The 6,073-nt window shown below is 38.2% G+C and carries 5 protein-coding genes; 3 read left to right on the top strand and 2 right to left on the bottom strand.

Annotated elements, in window-relative coordinates:
* The first annotated feature begins 360 nt into the window (after nucleotides 1-360).
* The 3 genes from V7097_RS17745 (at nucleotide 361) to V7097_RS17735 (ending at nucleotide 3,076) form a co-directional block, all read left to right on the top strand.
* Entirely contained in the window at nucleotides 361-1,188 is an 828-nt protein-coding gene (locus V7097_RS17745) for an SDR family NAD(P)-dependent oxidoreductase (protein ID WP_335704965.1), read from the top strand.
* Entirely contained in the window at nucleotides 1,175-2,716 is a 1,542-nt protein-coding gene (locus V7097_RS17740; protein ID WP_335704964.1) for an AMP-binding protein, read from the top strand. Before V7097_RS17745 ends, V7097_RS17740 begins: the two co-directional genes overlap by 14 nt.
* Before the next feature lie 75 nt (nucleotides 2,717-2,791).
* Nucleotides 2,792-3,076 carry a hypothetical protein gene (locus tag V7097_RS17735; protein ID WP_335704963.1) on the top strand — a complete coding sequence of 95 codons (285 nt, stop codon included), beginning with the start codon at nucleotides 2,792-2,794 and terminating at the stop codon, nucleotides 3,074-3,076.
* A 115-nt stretch (nucleotides 3,077-3,191) separates the two neighbouring features.
* Here V7097_RS17735 and V7097_RS17730 read toward each other — a convergent pair whose 3' ends face one another.
* Both V7097_RS17730 and V7097_RS17725 read right to left on the bottom strand, forming a co-directional pair.
* Nucleotides 3,192-3,377 carry a hypothetical protein gene (locus V7097_RS17730; protein ID WP_335704962.1) on the bottom strand — a complete coding sequence of 62 codons (186 nt, stop codon included), beginning with the start codon at nucleotides 3,375-3,377 and terminating at the stop codon, nucleotides 3,192-3,194.
* 60 nt (nucleotides 3,378-3,437) lie between these two features.
* Nucleotides 3,438-6,044, bottom strand: coding sequence for a metallophosphoesterase (locus V7097_RS17725; protein ID WP_335704961.1), 2,607 nt, complete (start codon nucleotides 6,042-6,044; stop codon nucleotides 3,438-3,440).
* Nucleotides 6,045-6,073: the final 29 nt, after the last annotated feature.

The raw sequence follows: 6,073 nt of genomic DNA, 5'->3' as shown, positions 1-6,073 counted from the left end.
CTTCATAGCTGGGATGAAGAGGAAACCACTCATTCCAGTTAAGAGAAATCCTTTTCACATCCGGGATGAAGACCCGAATTCAGCGATTGGCTGGACAAAAAGGTCTTCATAAGTCCGATGAAGACCCGAACGAGCCGGCCGATTCCGCAAAAGGGTCTTCATAAGCGTGATGAAGACCCGAACGAACAGCCAGATTTCGCAAAAGAGTCTTCATAAGCGTGATGAAGACCTGAATGAGCGGCCAGATCCCGCAAAAAGGTCTTCATAAGCCCGATGAAGACCCAAGCGAGCCACTAAGTTCGTGAAACAGTCTTTCATCCCAACAAGTTTTCCAAGATCACTCATGAAAAAGGTGACCACATGCGAAATTTACTAGAATCACTCTTATTTTTACCCACATCTTTAAATAAAAAGAAGCTCTATGCCAAACTTACGCACAAAACAATCCTCATCACCGGGGCGAGTTCGGGCATCGGCAGGGAAGTCGCCTATCAACTAGCCGGCATCAATTGTCATCTAATCCTTGTTGCGAGAAGGGGCGAACTGCTTGAAGTGATCAAACATGATATTGAAAAGCAAACAGCTAAAGTAAGTATTTTTCAGGCGGACCTTAGAAAAGAGGACGAGCTCGCTCACTTTCTTGCCTTTTTACACAAGCAGCCAACTTTAGATATCTTCATCAACAACGCCGGTCTCTCGATAAGGCGGTCCATCTATGAATCTCTTGATCGATATCACGACTTCACACGGACGATGGCGATTAACTATTTTGCGCCTGTAAAAATATTGTTATCGATTATTCCGTTACTTCAAAAAAGAGGGGGACAGATTATCAATGTATCGACCATCAACGCAAGGTTGTCACCTGTTCCGTATTACTCTGCCTATCAGGCATCGAAATCAGCTTTTGATGTGTGGCTGAGGTCGATTTCGCCCGAATTAAAGAAAATCGCAACAACTTCCATTTACCTACCACTAGTCCGCACACCGATGATAGAACCAACGGCTGGATATCGCAATGTACCTGCAATGTCGCAACAGCATGCTGCAAAAATCATCTGTAAATCGATGTACACTCGTACAAAAAAATACCAACCATGGTGGCTGATCGTAGGACAACTAGCATCCGTTTTTCGAATGAATTTAGGAGATTTTTCAAAGAAGGGGAAGCAAAATGAAATTGATTAAACTATTTTATGTTTTATATAAAATAAAATTGCTTTCTCCAATCGGGTTGTACCACTTGTTGAGATCCGTTTCCACATGCGGAATCAATTTGATGACACTCTTACATTTTGCTGAAAAGAAATACACCAATCGAATCGCGCTCGTGGACGACAAAGAAACACTAACATACAAACAGCTATTAGAACAGTCAACAAAGCTCGTCCATTCTTTAGTAGAAAAAGCTCAGCTCCAAAGCGGACAAAAAGTAGGTGTTTTATGCAGAAATCATGCCTTACTCGTAAAATCAATTTTCGCCGTATCTCGAGTAGGGGCCGACCTCTATCTATTAAACACCGAAATAAGCAAGCAACAGTTCGACGGTTTCGTAGAGCGACACAATTTCGATCTCATCATCTATGATGCCGAATTGAGTTCAACCATTCAAAACTATTCCAAACAAAAGATTTTGAGTTATCATCCTAACTTACCAGCTATCAGTAATTTCCTAAAATCGAACGCTAATCAAGCGCCACTGCCTCGTGCAAACAAAGGCAAACTCATCTTACAAACCAGCGGTACAACAGGAACGTCCAAAGACGCGGCACATAAACCATCCCTTTTTCATTATTTAAATCCATTTGTGGCGTTTATCAAGCGATTGCGGATTTTAGACTATCAAAATGCGTACATTGCAACCCCAATCTACCATGGGTATGGGATTGCTGTTTTGCTTTTATTTATTCCATTAGGGAAAAAGGTTGTGATCACAAGCGGGTTCAAATCGAAAAAAGCCTGTGAACTCATTCAGCAACATCAAATTGAGGTCATTACTGTTGTCCCATTAATGCTTCGAAAAATGCTGCAAACGAACCTAGAACATTTAAAATCCCTCACATGTATCGCATCAGGTGGGGCAAAACTTCCAAGAAAGCTTGTCGAGGAGACGTTCCAAAAACTTGGTCCTGTCCTATACAATTTGTACGGAACCTCAGAAACGGGCTTGAACTTCATCGCCACCCCACAGGACTTAATGTATTCGGACACAACCATCGGAAAAAAAATATCTGGACTCAACATTAGTATTTTAGATAGCAAAAAAAATGAAGTTACACCCGGCACCATCGGTCAGCTCTGTATGAAAAATGACTGGTCTATTCGTAAGGATGCTTGGATAGAAACAGGTGATGCTGGCTATCGTGACGAAAATGGTTATTATTTTTTATGTGGAAGAATGGATGATATGGTCATTTCAGGTGGGGAAAATGTCTACCCAATTGAGGTTGAACAGGTTCTAATCCAGCACCCGCAAATTCTCGACGTTGCGATTATCGGAACCCAAGATGAGCAATTTGGCCAACGTTTAAAAGCATTTGTCGTTCCGGAAAAAAACGCAAGACTGAAAGAAGAAGAATTACTGGAGTGGATGCGGCCTCAAGTGGCAAGATTCCAGCTTCCAAAAGAGGTCATAATTGTAGAGCAATTGCCATATACACCCCTTGGAAAACTAGATAAAAAGCAGCTAATAATGCAGACTCAGATTAATTGGTGAAACTTATGATGGTGTTTTTCGTATTAAAGAAAGGAAGGTATGTATTTAAGTGAAAATAAAAAGCGGGGTTTAAGTATGGATGTAGTAACTGTTCTTGGAGTATCAGTAATCACGGGATTATTAAGTATTACGGCTTTCTACTTTTCATTTTCTAAGAAAGCAGAAGGGTTTTACGAGGAATCAAATGAAAGTCCTGATATAACAGGCTTTTTTATAATAGTTGGTTGGATTTTGATGGGGCTTCACAAGCTATATAAAATAACTTTTCGGCGCAATCATACTTTAGCTCTAAGAATTACGTTGTTCTTTTTTGGAGCTATATTTATGGTGATGGGAATTGGTATTTGGTTTTTGATTTAATAGATGTAAATTGAATACAAGTGTAAGGTTCGTCTTGTACTGGACGAACCTGGTTAACGTAAGGACCCTTTTTAAAACTTAAAGTCTTCCTTCAATTAATATAAATGGGAACTGATTAAAGAGTTTTTATGAAAATAAAGTTTTTAAGAAGTTCATTTTCTGAGATCGATATACTATCTGTTAAATCTTTCGTTCTCAATACATACTCTTTAACCCCGATAAATTCAGATTCAGCAATTAAGTAAAACTGTGTTCCTTTTTTAAATCCCCTAAATCGCGTTTTTAGTGTATATAACTTCATAGAATAACCTACCTGATATTTTAAACATAAACCCATAATATATTTGGGGCTATAACTTGTCTAGAGTCTTGGATCAATATCTTGTTCTTGCCTTTCTTCAAAGATGAGATTTGCGACGGTTTGCTTGTAAGCTTTGTTTTCTGGGCCAATCTCGTCAAGTCGGGTTTGAAGCATTTCCATTCCCAATTTGTATTCGATTAACGATTTTTGGATCTTTTTCTTGATGTTTTTTTGCTTCATAAGCTTAGTATATTTGTTTGGGAACCGATAATCATAACCGTACACAATCGTAAGATATTCTGGGTTCCGTACTTTCATAAACGGTACTAGATTATCCTGTGGTATCTCTGGCTTAATGACTACACCTTCCATACCGCGTTCAAACGTCAGCCTCTTGAAAAATTCCAAAGCACCATCGTACGACTCCTGTACATTTACAATCATGTATTCATCTTCACTTATAAACGAGAACATTTCCGATGTTTTCATATCAGGAATTTCCTCATCACCATTTGAATAAACCACTTTTAATATTGAAAATGGCTTATATTCTAGCTCTTGATCCCTTGCATAAAGATCTAACTGTTTACGGAATGTTTGATAGGCATTCTCCTGCTCGGATAAGGTATGTGTTTTATCGATCATATCCTTTAAACCCTTGTATGTTTGATAATTGTTCATACCAAAATGAGCAATCAAGTCTTTTTTAGAGTGCCTAGACTTTGCTTCCTCAAACCCACTTGATTCATATCCTCTAACTACATCCAAGAACTGATTTTCGAAACCAAATTCTTTCAAAAAGTCAATTTCTGTTTCAAGTGCCTTGGCGACGACATCAAACTGTCGATCAATTAATCCTTTTCCAAGTGCATTCCAAGGGAGCAGCTCACCATCAAATATGATCATATCGATTGCTTTTTCATCCATCCATGCAGAAAATTTTACTTGGAGTTGGCGGAACACCTGTGTTAAATCAATATGAGTAATTTTATATCCATTTCGACTCACTGCATAACACTTCTCTACATCTCGGGATAAGTAAATATTACAGCGGGAACCCATATACTTCGGTTGAAGAACTACTTCACTTACACCAGCATCTTTGAAAAAATCTAACCCTTTTGTTAAGCTTTCGAGTTCATTCATTCGAAAATCCTTGTCGGCAGGGCTCATCGTGCCTGAGATAAAATTAACTTTATTATGAAGTACGTAATCTAATCGTTTTTGATCACTTTCACTCAATTCAATCAGCTTTACTTCCTTTGTCTTGGAAGAGAACGCTGATGGTAACTCGTTAGAAAATGGAGTCTTATTTCCATCTAGTTCTGGTTCTTCATTTGCAGTCTTGTCGGCAGAAGGAACACTCTTAAATAGTGGCTTAGATGTTTGTAAGGTTACACTTGTTAAGGTATTTCCTGATATACAACCTGTATCGATTCCAATTTTATTTTTCATACGCACTACTTCTTTTGTGGCCACATGACCAAATACATGGTATGGAAAATTACTCCCACTTTCATTTTCCAAAAAGCGTAGCTGCTCTTCGATATCTGCCTCAAAATCAGTTGCAAACCGACGTTGATTTCGACGTGAGGTTGTATCCATTTTTCCAATATATTGATTATGACAAGGAGAGTGTGTTAAGTAAAAGCTGTTACTCCTTTTGCCGATAAATCTATAAAAATCACGCGATAAATCCACAATAACCTGAAACTTCGATTGCAACTCAGGATCTGCTTTTAAAGCAGGAACGGAAGTAAAAAAGTTGTCTAGCAAGTGAGGATCCACATTTTGAATTTCGTCATTTAGATATTTAGAGATAAAGTTTTCGTGATTTCCTTTAACAAAATAAAAGAATTCTCGATTTTGATAAAGAAACTCAATGGTTGCTTTCGTGTTTTTTCCTTTATCGATAAAATCGCCAATTAGCACAAATTTTTTATTCCCACTCTTTGAGGTTACCTGAATTTTACCATCGAGAATAGTAAATCCGTGCAAAGTAATCATTTTTTGTAACGTCTCCAATGATTCATGAACATCCCCAATGATGATGTAATAGTAATGGTGAGGAAGTATATGAGTTACATAATCATTCAAATCTACAACCACAATTTCATATAAATCTGGTTGTAGAAAGTTTTTTGTACGAATTCGATGTATGTCATCGAAGTCACTACGCTTTAATGTGGGTAGTACATCACGCCTCATTCGATTGACATGTGTTGCGATCACCTTTTTACTGCGTTCAGAGTCGTAATAGTCTTTAATGTTTTTATAATCAAAAACGATTGTCTCTAGGCGATAGTGATTTTCCTTAGCGATTGCCGTTACTTTTTTTCGGAAATCTTCTGCAAGACCCGTTGTATCCACAATCACAAAATCTGCATTAGCAGGAAAACTCGTCACAGCTCTTAGCTTATGAAAAAGTAGGTCAAACGCTTGGGCAGAGGACTCCATCATCATCGAATCATATTTATCATAAGGAAAGCCAAGGATCTCCTGGCGTATATCATCACTTGATAGGTACTGGACATTACTCCGGTAATTTTTTTCTTCATCATAAAACTGTAATTGGGGAATCAAAACATTTTTGGCAAACGTCGATTTCCCACATTCGGTTGGACCGATCAACATATAAATCGTATGAAGTTTCGTCTCGATTTTCATTCGATTTCCCCTCCTAAAAATGATCTGCA

This window comes from Bacillus sp. JJ1562 (assembly GCF_036962705.1).
Taxonomy (GTDB): Bacteria; Bacillota; Bacilli; order Bacillales; family Bacillaceae_L; genus Ferdinandcohnia.
Note: the sequence above shows the minus strand (reverse complement) of the source record. Positions and strands in the feature narration are given on the sequence as shown.